13 protein-coding genes are annotated in these 14,702 nt (G+C 35.6%); all 13 read right to left on the bottom strand.

From position 1 onward, the window contains the following. Genes IPI65_12485 through IPI65_12425 form a run of 13 tightly spaced genes read right to left on the bottom strand, consistent with a single transcriptional unit; the run spans position 1 to position 14,588 of the window. Positions 1-732: a hypothetical protein gene (locus tag IPI65_12485; GenBank protein MBK7442332.1), complete on the bottom strand. Its 732-nt coding sequence runs from the start codon at positions 730-732 to the stop codon at positions 1-3. Continuing rightward, positions 729-1,769, bottom strand: a complete 1,041-nt coding sequence (locus tag IPI65_12480; GenBank protein ID MBK7442331.1) for a glycosyltransferase family 2 protein — start codon at positions 1,767-1,769, stop codon at positions 729-731. Before IPI65_12480 ends, IPI65_12485 begins: the two co-directional genes overlap by 4 nt. Before the next feature lie 7 nt (positions 1,770-1,776). Continuing rightward, positions 1,777-2,736: a sulfotransferase domain-containing protein gene (locus tag IPI65_12475; protein MBK7442330.1), complete on the bottom strand. Its 960-nt coding sequence runs from the start codon at positions 2,734-2,736 to the stop codon at positions 1,777-1,779. Then, entirely contained in the window at positions 2,736-3,734 is a 999-nt protein-coding gene (locus IPI65_12470; GenBank protein MBK7442329.1) for a hypothetical protein, read from the bottom strand. Before IPI65_12470 ends, IPI65_12475 begins: the two co-directional genes overlap by 1 nt. An 18-nt stretch (positions 3,735-3,752) precedes the next feature. Then, entirely contained in the window at positions 3,753-5,090 is a 1,338-nt protein-coding gene (locus tag IPI65_12465; GenBank protein MBK7442328.1) for a hypothetical protein, read from the bottom strand. 1 nt (position 5,091) lies between these two features. Continuing rightward, on the bottom strand, positions 5,092-5,961 hold the full coding sequence (locus IPI65_12460; GenBank protein ID MBK7442327.1) for a sulfotransferase domain-containing protein: 870 nt from the start codon (positions 5,959-5,961) through the stop codon (positions 5,092-5,094). A gap of 5 nt (positions 5,962-5,966) precedes the next feature. Next, on the bottom strand, positions 5,967-6,149 hold the full coding sequence (locus IPI65_12455; GenBank protein MBK7442326.1) for a hypothetical protein: 183 nt from the start codon (positions 6,147-6,149) through the stop codon (positions 5,967-5,969). Continuing rightward, the gene (locus IPI65_12450; GenBank protein ID MBK7442325.1) at positions 6,149-6,871 is read right to left on the bottom strand and encodes a sulfotransferase; all 723 of its coding nucleotides are present in this window, start codon (positions 6,869-6,871) and stop codon (positions 6,149-6,151) included. The genes IPI65_12455 and IPI65_12450 overlap by 1 nt, the downstream gene beginning before the upstream one ends. Then, a complete protein-coding gene (locus IPI65_12445) occupies positions 6,852-8,363 on the bottom strand; it encodes a flippase (GenBank protein MBK7442324.1) in 1,512 nt (503 codons plus the stop codon). Before IPI65_12445 ends, IPI65_12450 begins: the two co-directional genes overlap by 20 nt. Then, positions 8,360-9,490 (bottom strand): hypothetical protein, encoded by a 1,131-nt coding sequence (locus IPI65_12440; GenBank protein ID MBK7442323.1) that lies wholly within the window; start codon positions 9,488-9,490, stop codon positions 8,360-8,362. The genes IPI65_12445 and IPI65_12440 overlap by 4 nt, the downstream gene beginning before the upstream one ends. A 3-nt stretch (positions 9,491-9,493) precedes the next feature. Then, positions 9,494-10,993, bottom strand: a complete 1,500-nt coding sequence (locus IPI65_12435; protein MBK7442322.1) for an MBOAT family protein — start codon at positions 10,991-10,993, stop codon at positions 9,494-9,496. A 31-nt stretch (positions 10,994-11,024) separates the two neighbouring features. Next, positions 11,025-12,170, bottom strand: a complete 1,146-nt coding sequence (locus IPI65_12430; protein ID MBK7442321.1) for a hypothetical protein — start codon at positions 12,168-12,170, stop codon at positions 11,025-11,027. Between the two features lie 33 nt (positions 12,171-12,203). Next, positions 12,204-14,588, bottom strand: a complete 2,385-nt coding sequence (locus tag IPI65_12425; protein ID MBK7442320.1) for an SLBB domain-containing protein — start codon at positions 14,586-14,588, stop codon at positions 12,204-12,206. Between the last annotated feature and the right edge of the window lie 114 nt (positions 14,589-14,702).

Below are 14,702 nucleotides of genomic sequence, written 5' to 3'. Positions count from 1 at the left end.
TCAGCGTAAAAATTTCCAGAAAATAATACGTGCTGCATTTACGGTATGATACATGGCAAACGAATACCATGGCACTTTAATATGATTCCAGCTTTCAGGAAAATCGTAATCCCAGCGTTTTAAATACGGTCCGAAAATATATTTAGCCCTGCGTTTTGCTTTATCTGTTTCATAATATTCCCAAAAAGTTTTTGTTTTTTCAGCCGTTTTATTGGCAACAGGAATATCGCGCACTTTGTCAACACCAATTACTTTAAGTGCTTCAGCAAAATCATCATTCAAATTTTCGAAACGGATAATAAAATCCATTCGCTTATGTTCAATAATACTCCAGCTTGCATAAGGCACGCTGTAGGCGCGGGTAAAAAATTGTTCAAAAGTTTCGCCTTTGCCAATGATGTTTTTATACTGCCTTACATTCCACCAACGCATAATGTATTTTCGCAAAAATCCATGTTGCATTAAACGCGGATTGGAATACCGATTTTCGTGATCAGTTTTAAATTTAAAGTAATTACTTACACAAATATCCATTGGATTACGCATACCACTGATAACCTTAAATGCCTTTTCTTCAGGCTTGGCTTGTTTTAAAAAATCGGTGCTGTACAAGGCATGTTTAAATAAAATTTCATGCCCATCATAATTGGCTTTTAATTCTTTGGCAATTGCACTACTTGCGGTTTGTGGCAATTCAACAAAAATGTATTTGTGTTTATGACTAATTATCATGACCCGAATTTTGTGTTAAAAATGGCAGCATAAATTACTTTTGCTTCCGAAAAATTTCCTTTAGCAATGTATTTAATACTACGCGTAATTAAATGGAAATATAAAAATGGTAATTGTAAGCGGTAATATTTTTTATATAATTTTATTTTACCGCGATATTTATAGTTTAAGGCTTTGATTTGCCATTTACTTTTTTTCGGAGAGTTTCCTGTAGAAGCCCCTTGTTTGTGATAAACTTTACTTTTAATAGCCACACCTACATTCCAGCCCTTCAGCTTTGCTCTTGCACTCCAGTCGTTTTCTTCGTTGTATAAAAAGTATTCTTCACTCATTAACCCAACCTCCAGTAAAAAAGGTCTTGTTACAAACATGGATGCACCTATTACATAATTGCATACAATATCTGTTCTGTCATATTGGTGTTTGTCAATTTCCTGAGCACCAATAATTTTCGATTTGCCTGAATATTTATTAAATATGGCACCAACACCCTGCATTTTATTTGGTTGATGATATACCATTAATTTACTGCCAATAATACCAACCTTTTCTTTTTTCTTCGATTTATTTTCACAAAATCGCACTAACTCCGAAATGGCATCCGGTTCAATTACAGTATCATTATTCAACAGCCATACGTAATCGAAATCACTATTTAACGCGTAACGAATACCAACATTATTGCCACCTGCAAAACCGAGATTAATTTTGCTTTTAATATACAATATTGGCATAATGCCATCTAAAGGCCCTAATCGTAAGGTATCCGATTCACCCACATCTGCCCTGAAATACAATAATGGTTTGGCAACCGGTGGTGTGGTTAATGCTGCAAGTTTATTAGTAGGCTCAACAGTAAATACACTTTCTCCGCGTGTCCATTTCAGCAAGTGTTCCCAGCTATCATCTTCACTGCCATTTTCAACTACAACAATCTGGAAATTTTTATAATCGCTGCGCAAAATACTTTCCATACACTCAACAGTGTCCTGCCAGGTTTTATAATTTACCAATACGATGCAAACCTTTGGATTCATGGAACAATTATTTTAGCCAGTTGGAAAGATCTTTATTTAATAAAATACTGAGTTGCTGAATATCACCACTTAATTTTTCTTTCAAAAAGGTTTTAGCCTCCACAGGTATTTCTCCTTTATCGGATTTGCCTTTGTACAACATTTTTACAATCATGTTTTTCACCACTCTTGGAGAAAACTTTTTCATGATAGGACGAATACCGGTTTTGTTAAGGAACCAGGTGAGGTTTTTATACTTTGGTGTATAAACTTCGTTGTATTGTTTTGATGTATCTGCAACAAATGCAGCATCAACACCAATAAATTCATATACTTCGCGAATTACTGCTGATGCATTTTTTTTCATGTCTTCAGTAAAAATAATTTTTACATTATTTTTCCCAAAAACATCAATATAACGTTTAACCTGCTCATAATACATGCCGATTTCGGTGTATAAATGTGCATTGCCCCAAACTTTAGGGTCGTGATTAAAATCATCCAGTAACGCTTTGTGAAAATCAAATTCATTACTGTTTCCTGTCCACAAATTCATTCGGTAATGCGAATAGGCGCGGTCAATTGGATTGCGCAGACAGATAATAATTTTACAATCCGGAATTAATTTATGTATTTCGTTGGCAGCAACAGATGAATACAAATAGGATGTACTCAACTCTCCAATTGCCTTTTCGTTTTTTACATTTTTAAACAATTTGCGATACTGTGTTTCATCGCGAATAAATGCAGCATGATATTCTTCATGCATATCGCCATTTACATATTTTTCGATATCCTGTAATTTATTTTGGGCGAATTCCCGTTTAAATAAATTGATATCGATATCTTTTGAAAAAAAGTGTGGCTCTTTTACAGGAGATAAATACACTTCCGGATGCTGGCGCAAATAATGATAAATAGAGGTTGTGCCACCTTTATTTGCACCAACAACAATAAAATTGGGTAATATTGATGTAGTTACAGGCATTACCCTTTAAAATTGATTAATAAATCAACAACATCTTTTTGCATGCAATAAACGTTATTAATTTGTTCAATATTCGGAATTTTTATTGAGCCCATTAATTTGTAATCTGCAACATTAAATACCTGCACCATATTTGGAACCGCTTCACCACCCGGAAATAAACCCAGGTAACGTTTGCGGGTTTCACTAACACCTGCATAATAAATATTACGTGTAGTATCCAAATCTCCACCGCGACCAAAACCTTTTGTATCCATTGTGCGGAGGTAATTCCAGTTTTTATCGAATATTTTTAATTCAAAATGTCCGCTGTCGAAAACCCAATATTGATTATTAATTTTTCTAACACTATGTGGAGCCTTAAAATTAAGCGGATGGCGTTTTCTTTTAATAATATTAACTACACCGCCGTTGCCCTGACTTTTAATAAATTTCTGAGCAATACGTTTCATTAATTGTCTGCCTGAAGTATGATGTACTAAAATATACAAATCGCCTTCATAACCATCAAAAACAAGATTGCAATGGAATTTATCTACCACTTCTACATCTTCCTCACCTTCACCTTCTTCAGGTGAGTTTGATTTGAAGTCGGTGAGGTTAATTCGCTCACCAATTTTATTTTCAACGATGTCGTAGCTAACAATTTCATCATGTTTGGTATTCGAAATCCATACCTTATTGCCAATCATAGTAATTTCGTGGATATCGGTAAGATTCGGGATATCTAATTTTTCGTAGCGGTTTTCTTTTAATATAAATTTAAAGAGTTCGCTACTTGATGCCAGGTAAATGGTATAGGGGTCAGATTCATGCCAGCAAAGGCTGCTCATACCGAGCTCTCCCCAGCTATTAAAATAATTTAAAGGTGAAATCTGCTGCTTTTCATCAATAATCTGCATGCTGCGGATATTATCGCGACTAATAGCCCTATCTGCCGGGTTTGCATTCAATGACCCGATTACCAGAATTCGTTTATCTGCACTAATCAATTCCATGGTTTTCAAAATGTTATATTAAAATGAGTTCTTCAAAGCTACAGTTTCCGGCAATCCTTGCTTATCCATCTGAACCTCAAGCAATTTATAGGCATAAATTATCATGATAAAAATTGCAGTGGAGCCCGGTTGCATAAACAAATAACCTTTTGCAAGCGAAGATAAAAAACAAAATATTAAAAAATATTTAGAAGCCATCATAAACGGTTCATTTTTATACCGTCTGATGAATTTTCCGCTTCTGAAAGCGATTAAAAACTGTAAATAAATAAATATCGAACCGATAATGCCATAGGTCATAATTGAACCTAAAATCCCGATATCACCCGGCGGAACCGTCGTAATATTGTTTTCGATACCAACTGTTTGTGTTTCCGCACCCAATTTTCCAACACCTACCCACCAGCCGATGGAATAATCCTGTAAATAAAGCAGTAAAATGGCTATTTCCTCTAAACGGGCATCCACAGAACTCTCTCCTGAGGCATTTCCGGTAAATACTACAGTTGCCAAACTGGTATATTGTTCAATATAATCGCCAACACGATCGGGTATAATAGCGAACAAAATCCCCATGACGAGCATAAATACAACACCAATTGTCATAAATACCCTTATAGCACGTTGCCAGTTTACTTCAAACATATAAAACACGGCAAGTGTAGCTACAACCGATAGCATTACAGACCGGCCCTGATGAAGGAAAAATAAGTAGGATAAATTTATTCCGGATAAAAATAAGCTGGTGCTATCCTTTTGTTTAATGTATTTTACGGTGTAATAAACAGATAAAAACGCAATAAAGTCGATACCAAATTTAAATCGGTAGCCACCCTTAATGTCACTGTATCCAACAAATGAGTAATCGAGGTATTGTTTAGGGTCAAGAAACATGTAGCATAAAATAAAATAAAACATGGAACCCCAACCAAGCCATTTCAGCGAACGAAACAGGTCGCCAATGGTAATAAACCTGGTTTGCAACATATAAATGATGACAAATATCCCGCTAATCCCATACCAGTGCCTTTGAGAAGAAAGCCCCTGCATAAATGGCTGTCCTTCGCTGAGCACGGCAAAAAAACCGGCCCATGCCGGCATCATTATAATCAAAACATAATAGTAATGGATTTCATCTACTTTTTTCTTCACCAAAAAGAGATACATCGCATATAAAAAAGTGAAGGAAATGATAAAAGTATACCATAAGATTTCGAATGGCATGTAATAATCCACTAAGGGTGTTCTGGTTAAGATACGGGTAGTAAACAGGATAAAAACGACTAATATCATCGTTTTCCCGAAAACCGACATCGGCTCTTTAAAATACCCCTTTTCCTGTTCTAAAATTCCCATATCACTTATACCAGACTGCTAAACTCCGGTTGATTAATTTTTCTGTTAAATGAATATCCTCAATAAAATAGCTATTGATTAATTCACTGCGTTGAGCATCACTCAATTTCGGTGTGCTCACTTTTTGCATATTTTGTTTGATAAAAAACTTCCTGACGTTTTTTCTAAACGCTTTGGAAGGCAGTATCGCTTTAAGTAATTTTTTTGCAAAGTTAGGCTTTCTTACCAACTCATTCAGCGCTTCGTTTTTCGCCTCGCCGGCTTCATTACTATGTATATCAACATTTAAGGAGGTAACCGGTACTTCCAAAAATTGCTGCACCCGCTCAATAGTTTGGCTACGATTTTTTAAAAAATCTTCCTCAAACACTAAAAAGAGGAAATTTTTTGCCGGAAATACTTCCATGAAGGCTTCAATTTGTTTACCATACATGCCACGTTCACCATAGGCATATATTTTTCGCATTTTGATGTCGGTTTTTCTGCCGGCTTCTGCCTTCAATGCATTTTCAAAATCATTTTGCTCCAAACCTTTCCTTTTCGTCATTAAGTAATGTGAAAAAGCCCGGTCGGCAGGGTTACGTAAAACCACAATTATTTTCACATCAGCACCAAGGGTTTCTTTTATCCGTTGAGCAGTAAAGGGGTACAACAAATAATCGGGGTCAAATTCGCCAATCGCTTTTTGCCCGGTATAATTTGAAAAATAACTATCGTAAAAAGATTTGCCTTTTGCGTAATCTTCATCAAATAAAAAATACTTTGTTTCTTTAATTGGCGGTATACAAATATCACTATGCCCGCTGAGTATATCAGCTAAGGTAGTAGTACCTGCTTTTTGCGCACCTATACAAACAAAATTCTGTTTCATAATCATTATACCCGCATCCAATCACTCAAGTCGCGATCAACCAATGATTGCAATTTGATGATATCCGGTTTATATAATTCAATTAATTGTTTTCTTGTTGCAGGGTTCATTTCAGTTTTTTTAAGATTGTATCTTAACAACTTATCTTTTACCCAATTGCGCAATTTTTTCTTGGTATCTCTGCCCATTAATTTTCTAAAAAATTAAGCACAGGATTTTTACGTGTGGTGATAATTTGTTTAAACCACTTCACTTTCATCTCACCACTCTGATTACGTTTTACCATTTCTTTGGCACCTTGGTTTGGCACTTCCAGAAAATCATATATATCGCCTAATAATTTATCAGGATTTTTTTCGAGTGTATCATAAAACACCACTTTTACCTTGTCGAAATTATCCATATAACTTTTCACCTGTTCATAATAAAATCCTTTATCTACATAAAAGAAATCAAAATGCCAGTTATCTGTCATACGCTGTTTTTCCTGAGCAATACTTTCTTCAAAAGAAAGGGGTTCGCGCAGGTCGCGTCGGTTATGCATATATTGCGAATATGCGCGCTCAGCCGGGTCGCGTAAAACTATCAGGATTTTCATTTTCCTGTAATCCGGTACCAGCTTTTTAATATTTTCAATCGACTGTTGATGAAAATACATATAAGGTGTTGATGATTCACCCATTATTTTTTCATCATGTCCGTCGAACAATTCAGCGTAACTTTCAACAGTGGTTGTGTAGCGATGTTTTGAATCTTTAAATTCAGGATGTTGATTATAAAAAGTGAAAAAACAAGGCTCCTTTTGTAAAGGCATATAAATGTCGGGATGGCCGCCCAAAAATTCATGAAGGGAAGTTGTTCCGGCGCGTGCCGTTCCTACGATTAAAAAATTAGGCCACCTTTTCATCATTATTATTTTTAGACTTTTTAGGTTTTTTTACCAGCATATCACGAATATCGGCAAATGGATTATAAATTGTGCTGATACCCATGGTAAAATAAATCTGCAATGCACAACCCAAATTTAATACAGTTCGTGAAATTGATGTGGCAATAGCCGCACCAACAATACCATATTTGGGAATTAATATTAAATTCAAACTAATATCAATTACAACAGTTGCCAATGCGTAATACATGGTAACTTTTTGTTTCCCGGTCATATTTAATAATACGGTAACCGGGCCTGTAAGTATATTTGCCGCCTGACCAATGGTAACAATTAAAAAAACCAATACTGCTTCCGTTCCGGTAAAATCTTTCCCGAATGTCCACATGCAAAATTTCGGAAACACAAGGAACAATAATAATATCGGAATACATGACCAGAATATTAATCTGGTTGCCTGACGAACACTATTTTTTAATCGTTTTTGGTCATTATTTCCATGTGCTTCTGCAAACTTTGGTCCTGCAATAGCATTAATGGATATTAAAGGAATAGTAGCCAATGAGGTTAAACGTGTTGCTACTCGATAAATAGCCACTTTTGCTTCGGATGCATACCATGCCAAAATCAAAATATCTACCCAGGTATAAATCATGGTGAGATATTTTGCCGACATCATTGGCGCAGAAACTTTTAATAATTCAACGGTTTCAATTGGTTCATGCGAATTAGCTAATTGTGTAACTACGGCAACTTGTTGATTTTCTACACCTTCTTTTTTCTTTTTCTTTTCTTTTCTGCCTAAAAATTCGGTGCCCGCTTTTTCTGGATTTCTTAAATAATAAATCCAAACAAACTGTGCGACGATAAATGCGATAAACACGCCCAGGCAATATGATAAATTAACCCACAACTGGTCTTTTGAAAACAAACCGAAAATCAATAAAAAAACAATTGCAGCTAATTGGTTTACTACCTGAGAAATCCAGTTATACTGACGTGTTTTTTTAAGTCCTTTTATACATTCTTCACTTAATCCGCCAAGTGTATAAAACAAAATAGACACAGCAAATATTTGCATAAATAAGGTGTACCGTTCGTAATCGGCACCTCCATTATCATCAAATAAATTATCGGTGAGATAAGGCAATACAAAATAGGTTGCAGCAGATAAAAAAACACCTAAGGGGACAATAATTTTGAGTGCTGTTTTATAGGTATGTGTAACAAGATCCCAGCGCCCAATTGCTCCATATTGTGCAACGAAACGCGACATGGCCATATCAACGCCAAATCGTCCGAATATACCAACTATACTAAGAATACTAAGTCCTACGGTATAAACACCCATGGCTTCCTGTCCGTACAACCAGGTAATAACCATAATGAGCAAGTAACCGGAAAACCTTCCTATTAAACTAATTATTGTTCCGGTAAATCCTTTTTTGAAGATTTCGGAAAAGTCTTCGTCTTTAAATTTCCGCGTGAACTTCCTGGTGAGTTTGGAAATCATATTCCACCTCCATCAACATTAGCATTCAGGGTTATTGTATCTTGTTGCATTATAGGAGCCGGTTTAGCAACAATTACTTTTTGCATTTCTAAACGTTTCAACCACTCTGCAGCAAATATTTGTGTGAAAATTTTTGAGCCGTTTTCATTTAAATGTGCAAGGTCGAATAAATTATCTCTAAGATTTAATGCAGGGTATGCACTAGGGTCTTGAAATCCAATTCTATTTTGTTCAGGTAAGTTATTATAAAGTGGAATTAAATATTCATATCGTTCACCTAATCGTTGCGATAACATTATAGTTACCGTAATTCCCTGTGCTTCACAATAAGTAATTACATCCTTTAAATTTTCCTCAATTGTTTTATTCGGGTTTTTGGTAACCGTTTTATAATGGTCAACCAGTTCCTGACAACGTTTAGTTCTATAAGCGATGGTATCAGGCGTACGAAGTTCATTATAACGGATTGCAAGATCGCCTTCCGGGTCATCATACATTTCCTGGTCTAATGAATAAAATCCGTTTTTATCCGGTCCTACTGAAAATGGTTCAATATTTAATCCGGCATGCTGCATAATTACACTTGGTCCATTTCCGAATAAAAATGATTTTTCACCAAACGAAAATGCATGTAATAAAGGAACACCATAACGATTCATACCTTTTTCAGATTCGTAGGAAGCCTTCATTACATCACCGATATTGTTCCAGTTGTACCAATACAACATTTCTTTTTTGTGCAGATTATCAGCACCCATTTTGGTAAGCTCCGACATATCTATTACTACATGTTTAATATTTTTCATGTCGTAATCCATCAGCGCATCTAACATGGTAAGCGATTGTGGTGTGCGGTTCGCCGGAATTCCAAAGTTGAATGATTTAATATGTAATTCAGGGTATTGTGAATTTACAATTGAATCGAAAGCTCTGGAATTAATATGACGGTAAGTTGTACTTGCACCAATAAGCAACGTATTGTATTGCTCATGGATTTCTTTATAGGTTTGAAATTTTGTATTTAAACGTGTATTACCCCATGAAAATGGCATGCTGTATATAGCAATCTGGCAGACTGCAAATACAATCAGAATTAAAATGCCGGATTTAATAAACAGTTTTTTCATAGTTTAAAAAGCAAAATAGATAAATACTGATTTAGATGTATAGGCAAATAAAGTTACGATAACGAGGAATGAAACGTAAAAGCTCCAGCGTGCATAAAATGGTTTCGCTGCAACCATTGTTTCAATACCGATACTTTTATTTACATATAACTTATAATCTGTAATTAATAATAATACTATACAAACAACACTCACCCAAAATTCAATTACACTTGGCACAGCACCTTTTGCGGCACTATTATGAATTAAATAAGAGGTAGTATCTGTTGAAAAAATATTTAGAATAACATTCCATGCATCACCAATTGTATTTGAGCGGAAAAATATATCCGGAATACAAGTTAAATTAAATATCCAGAACGCAAGTAATGCACCGGTAAGTGCCTTCATGCGTGGCATTAAAGTCGGTAAATTTAATTTTGGGAAATACCGGTCCCAAATCCGGCTCATGACTATAAAAAATCCATGTATAAAACCGAACATAACGTAGGTCCAGTTTGCGCCATGCCAAAATCCCATAATGGTTAAGGTAAACCAGTTATTAAATAACATTCTTCCGAACGAAACCCTGCTTCCACCGAGCGGAATATATAAATAATCCCGCACCCAGACCGTAAGTGTAATATGCCATCGCTCCCAGAACTCTCGTATTGATTTCGAAAAATATGGCGTTTTAAAGTTATCTGTCAGGTTATGCCCCATTATTTTAGCACTACCGATTGCAATATCACAGTACCCACCGAAATCACAATACACTTTAATTGCAAACATCCATGTTACCAATATAATTGCAAAGCCTCCGTGTTCATATGTTGGATCAACCCATCCGCCATGCCCGCCCCCATTACCATATACCTGCTGTACGAATAATCCAAGTCTGTCGGCAATTACCACCTTCTTGAAAAAACCATACAAAATGCGGATCAACCCTTGTTTTACACGTTCATAATCAAAGTCGTGATTTTGCTTTAATTGCGGTTGTAAATCACCCGGTCGTTCAATAGGACCGGCAACCAGTTGGGGCCAATAAGAAATAAACAAAGCGAAATACCCGAAATTCTTTTCCGCTTTAAAATCACCCCGGTAAACATCAATACTATAGCTTAATGCCTGGAAAGTGTAAAATGAAATACCAACCGGTAAAAACAAATTAAACTCAGGAACATTATAAAATATATTAAACTGGTCGAACACAGCTCGCGCTGAGTCGTTGAAGAAATTGAAATATTTAAATGAAAATAATAAACCGAGATTTGATATCAAACTAATCATCAAATACGGCAGTCGGGCCTTTTTATCCTTTAGCCGCGACATTTTATTCGCAGTATAATAATCTACAGTAGTTGAAAATACAATAAGGAATGCATATTCTGCCTTCCAACACATGTAAAAATAATAACTGGCAAACAAGAGCATTAACCATCGCCATTTATATGGCAACGCGTAATACAGGAAAATTACAACCGGTAAAAATATTAGAAAATGTAATGAGTTGAAAATCATTCCTGGTGGTTGTAAGCTTTAGTTCAACAAATCAGATTTTATTACTATCTGTATCTATTAATGACTGATTGTCTTTTTCCTTATTATATTTTTCAATCACCAGTTGTTTTTGTTTCGCCTCTTCAACACTATCCCTGATATATTTTCTAACGCTCAACCCGATAGATGAAAATATAACACCCAGAATCAAACCAATAATCATAAACATGGTGGTTTGTTCCTTTTCTTTTATGGTAGAAAATTTTGGCTGATCAATAATATCCACCAAAGGCGTCTTATTCTGCAAGTCGAAACGTGCAAGTTGTAATTGAGCGAATGTAGTTGAATATTCTGTGGTTATTAATCCAATTTCTCGCAACAATCTGTTTTGAGAAACATATCCCGCAAATTTTACCTGATAACTGGAACCATCCTGAACTTTTGCCAATAACTCTTCTTTGCCTTCAAGCAATGAACGCAATGAATCGGCTTTGCTTTCCATTAAATCAACCGTTTTGGCCTCATTAATTACCTGTGCATTAATATAATAATCAGAACCGGCAAATGTCAGATAGTCTGCCATGTAATAAGAAAAGTCACGACTTAACGATGATACTTCCATTTGATTCATACCGAGCTCATCACTAAATTCGGTTGTAATATCATTAGAAATCATCTCATCATAAATCACTGTCAGACAGCTATCTTCATAAACCGTGATCGAATCGAGTGAACCGTGCTCCAGTTTGAAATTTTTAACCTTTTTCTTTTTCGCCCATTTAGGGTACATCTCCACATAAAAGTTCGCCAAATAATCTTCTCTTGGCGCAACACCTTTTTTTACACTCATTGTACGCTTTTGCATTAATGCTTCTTTCATTAATGTGCGTGACTGTAAAATACCAAGGAATAATTCATTGGTAAATTCAGTACCGGTTGTGATACCAATACCAAATGAACTTGCTAGTGAAGCCAACGAAGATGTAGATGAACCTTCTGTTCCCTTAACAGCAAAGTCGGCATGCGATATATATTGCTCCTTTTTCCAAACAGAGTAAAAACGTAATAAAAACGCTAACAAGATAGCGAAGATGAGCACTACCCACCATTTTTTTAATACATATCTGCGATACTCACCAAATTTGGTAAATAAATCACCAATATTTATTTCATCATTATAAGGACGATCGTATTGCATAATTTTTTAGTTGCTCCCGTTTAACTTAATTGATTAATTACCTCGTTGTAACAATACATAAATTGTAGCAAAGCTGAGGATACCTGCACTAAGTGTGGTAGCAAAAGTATTCCAGTCGAATGGTGCTTTAGGGGCCTCCTGTGTTTCAATCTCCGGTTTTTCTTCCGGTTTCTGCGGAACCACAATTTGACAACCTTTCACTTTTACACGCGGATAAAAATGTATAAATAAGAAATTATGTGTACGACGAACATAACCGTTTGGTTCAACAATGTAAGTTTCACTGCGTTTAGCATCATCGTCGAAGTTTTTACCATATTTTCTGATAAAGTGACGCGCACTTCTGCCTTTTTCAAAAGGAACAACAACAGTTCCCGGATCACCAACAAACGGATATTTAATTTCACCTTTTAATGCAACAAGGTCGCCTGCTTTTGGAACAGTTACAATATCACCTTCACGCATTACATAGTTATATTTTGATTCAGGGTTTTCTAAAGCTTTACCTAAAAACACAAGCGTAGAAGAAACATCCTGACGATTCATGGTAGCACCTTCGGCATAAGCCCATTGTGTTAATCCACCAGCACGTTCAACGATATCGGCTAATGTTTCAGTTCGTGATGTTAATGTATAAACCCCAGGGTATTTTACCTCACCAAGGATGGTGATATTTTTCTGATATTCAAACTCAGGTGTATTTCTTACAAATACTTGATCATAAGGTTGTAATTGGAAAGTATTTGCTGCATCTTCCACATTTAAATCTTTACCAATAGAAACTGATTGAACAATTACACGTGTTGGTTCATTTAAATTACTTGCTTCGTTAAAATTTACGATACGTGAAATTTCAATTTTGCTGTTTGCAGCTTCCACTTTTAATCCACCTGAATAATATAATAAATCTTTTAACGTCATGCGCTCATAATATGGGAATGTTCCCGGTACTTTTACAGCACCATTAATTGCTACGTTAAATGTTTCTTTAAATTCTTGTTTAGAAAAGATGTCGATTACATCAAATCTGTTTAATTTAAAGTTAAATGGAGAATTAGGATTTTCCATAACTTCAGCTAAATCAAATGGTACATATACATCATTTAATTTATCGTCTTTTCTGATGAGATAAGCGCGATCGGTATATGCATCATAATTTAATCCTTTTGCTTTGATAATTAAATCAGAAATGCGCATATCAGCAGTTAACTGATAATTACCAGGGAAACGACAAGCGCCCTGAATGGTAACGATATTTTCAATTACTTCAGGAATTCTTGCGAATACAATTTTATCACCATCTAATAACGGATAATTAATTCTTTCACGCTCAAGGCTATCTAAATTGATATCCATTACAATGTTTTCATTTTCGAAATATCTGAAAATGGTAACATTACGTTTATAAGCAGTTGAACGTGGACCACCTGCATAAGCAAGCAATTCGTTCAGATTTTCACCTTTAATTAATTCATATTTAAATGGTCTGTTAACTTCACCCTGCACTTCAACAACACGACCAATTCCACTTACAATAATATAATCATTTGCTTCAAGGTAAGTATCATCGGTAGAACCCGGATTTAATAAAAACTGATAAACGTCAAGTGTTTTAATAATTTTTCCGTTGCGTCTAACCTGAATATTACGAACAGAACCGATATCTGTAACCCCACCTGCAGCAACTAAAGCATTAAATGCTGTATTGAGCGATGAAATATTATATGAACCCGGATTAACAACTTCACCTACGATATTAACTTTTATACTTTTAGAATAACTTAAACTAACATCAAATTTTGAGTTCGTTAAGTCGAATGCAGAAGCAAAACGCTGACGCAATAATTGTTTTGCAGCGCTAAAAGTTAACCCCTTTAAATAAATACGGCCAACTTCAACGGTAGTGATATAACCATCTTCGTTTACCGTAAAGTTGTAGTTATAATAAGCATAACCCCAAATGGCAATGGTAAGCTGGTCACCCTCGCCAATAATATAATTATCACTTACTTTTTGGTTGGGAACTTTGTCAAACAAGTCCACAGATCCATTTTGGAAAAAATCGTGACCCCAAATGGTAGAAGCAGGTGGCTGATTGCCGTCAGTTGCCTCTGCAATAACTTCCTGAACAATTGCCGGAGGTATTGTGTTTGTATTTGGCGCCAGGGTAGCTTCCTGGTTCATAGCATTTTGAACAGCAGTTTGCTGAGCATCCTGAATTTGAGTTGCAGATTCGATTGCAGTGGATGTTGACTGACCTGTAGCACCCATAATAGCATCGATTTCTTCAGTATCGAAACCTAACGACTCTAAAGTACCTGATGAAACAGGTGGAACTACCGGGGGTGTTTGTGCTGTTAAGGTAGTGGCAACGCCTAAAGCGAATACAAACAATATCAACGAAGAAAGGTTCTTCATAACTTTTTTAAAATTTCGTGCAAAGATATGATTAATAAAGCAATGATTTGGTACCTTACATAAAACAAATTTTACTATAAATAGCAGGCATTCGCGGCAAGGCAACCCTCGAAA

The organism is Bacteroidota bacterium, assembly GCA_016706255.1.
Lineage (GTDB): Bacteria > Bacteroidota > Bacteroidia > Chitinophagales > BACL12 > UBA7236.
The sequence above is the reverse complement of the archived record's forward strand: the minus strand, read 5'-3'. Positions and strand labels throughout refer to the sequence as shown.